This window comes from Vibrio rotiferianus CAIM 577 = LMG 21460 (assembly GCF_002741985.1).
Taxonomy (GTDB): Bacteria; Pseudomonadota; Gammaproteobacteria; order Enterobacterales; family Vibrionaceae; genus Vibrio; species Vibrio rotiferianus.
The window spans coordinates 1-1,658 of sequence record NZ_APHW01000049.1; the positions used below are offsets into that span (position 1 = coordinate 1).

Annotated in this window: 1 protein-coding gene and 2 pseudogenes; 1 reads left to right on the forward strand and 2 read right to left on the reverse strand. The window is 46.6% G+C overall.

Annotation, left to right across the window (positions count from 1 at the left end; all coding sequences use genetic code 11):
* Together B853_RS15615 and B853_RS15620 are read right to left on the reverse strand one after the other, a co-directional pair.
* Positions 1-252: pseudogene (locus B853_RS15615) on the reverse strand (IS110 family transposase); the annotation flags it as partial.
* 105 nt (positions 253-357) lie between these two features.
* Positions 358-1,386, reverse strand: a pseudogene (locus tag B853_RS15620) (type III PLP-dependent enzyme); the annotation flags it as partial.
* Between the two features lie 77 nt (positions 1,387-1,463).
* Here B853_RS15620 and B853_RS15625 point away from each other — a divergent pair.
* On the forward strand, positions 1,464-1,658 hold a 195-nt coding region (locus B853_RS15625; RefSeq protein ID WP_211285374.1), incomplete at its 3' end, for a transposase domain-containing protein.

The window sequence follows — 1,658 nt, forward strand, 5'->3', positions numbered from 1 at the left end:
GACGTAAGGTTTTACATATTGAGGTGGAATAAGTCGAACTCGATGCCCATAGGCTTCACACTTTCTCGCAAGCCAGTGAGCACCGCCACAGGCCTCAAAAGCGATGATGGTAGGTTCAAGTACAGATAAGAAACGGAGTAGTTGGCTTCGACTAAACTTACGGCGAATAACGTCTTTGCCAGTGTGATTGTTGCCAACCGCATGAAAGCAGTGCTTGCCTAAATCGATACCTAAGATGTAAATGGTAGACATATGGTTCATCTCGTTCTGAGAGCCTACTCTAAGCGTAGGGCTTGAGAGTGAGGCGGACCATATAATTAGCCCCCAATCGTGTGGGGGCTGATTTGCCGTTTCTAATCAGAAATAGTGGAACACCGGAGGTTCATGCATCAAAAAGTTCTGATGGGAGATGTTCCATGCATAAGCGCCAGCTAGGGTGAAAACCACATAATCGCCAATGTCGATCTGTTCAATATGTTGATTGCGTGCCAGTACGTCTTTTGGTGTGCATAGTTGGCCAACGAGAGTCGCTTGTTCATGGTGTATTGGCTGCGAGATAACAGGTGGCAGTTTGTTTTTCACAATGGTAAACGGATGATCATGACTTTGTGCAGCTGGTGTGCGGAAGTGATGTGTTCCTCCGCGGGCGATGACGAACTTCTCCCCAAGGTTCTGTTTAATATCCAATACTTCCATTACGTAATAGCCACAAGGTGCGGAGATATAACGCCCACATTCAAAGCGCAGTTTCCAGCCTTGAATTTGCTCTTTGGCGATAAGGAACTCTAACTTGTCGCAAAACTCCATCCACGGAAAATGCTGCTCAGGATTTCGGTAGTTGATCCCCATGCCACCACCAAGATTGATCATCAATTCTCCTAGCTCAAACTTCGCTTGCCAGGCTTTGACCACTTGGAAATAGCGTTGCATCAATGCAAGGTGACGATCGACATCAAGCTGATGCGACATAAGGTGGAAGTGGAAGCCTTTTAATTTTATTTGGGGGTATTCACGCAACAAAGTCAGAGCATTGTTCAGTTCTGTTTCATCCAATCCAAATGGGGTCGGCTTTCCGCCCATTGCCAGTTTGCTTAAGGTGATGTCACCAATATCGATGTTCATCCGGAGGAAAATTGAAGCTGGGCGCTTGAGCGTTTCCGTCAGTGAGCCAATGCGTTGTAACTCGGTTAGGCTTTCAACGTGAATCGCCTCAACATCGAGCTCAATCGCCTGTGCTAACTCACTCGGCATTTTTCCTGGTCCGCCGAAGATTAGGGGCTTGTTGAGTTGCTGCTGGTGGAGGTGGGAGAGCTCTCCGCCTGAGGCCGCTTCAAAGCCATCTACGTATGGTGCCAGTGTCTTTAAAACGGGAGCTGAGGGGTTTAATGCTGATCGGTTTAGAGACTTGAATGATCTTGGGATCGTATGATAATCCCCACTAACAACGTTAGTGGGGATTTTTTATGTTTGCTCAAGAGTTGGTTTTGGCTCATGAAACAATAGAGGATGGTAAAAACTACGAGTCTGTAGTTAATGCCATTCAACTTGAATGGATAGAGCAAGCTTTGCTTGATACATCTAAAGCAAGTATTAGGCGACGACGTTTACCAGCGCAACAAGCGGTTTGGCTTGTTATTTGGATGGGACTGCAACGGAAT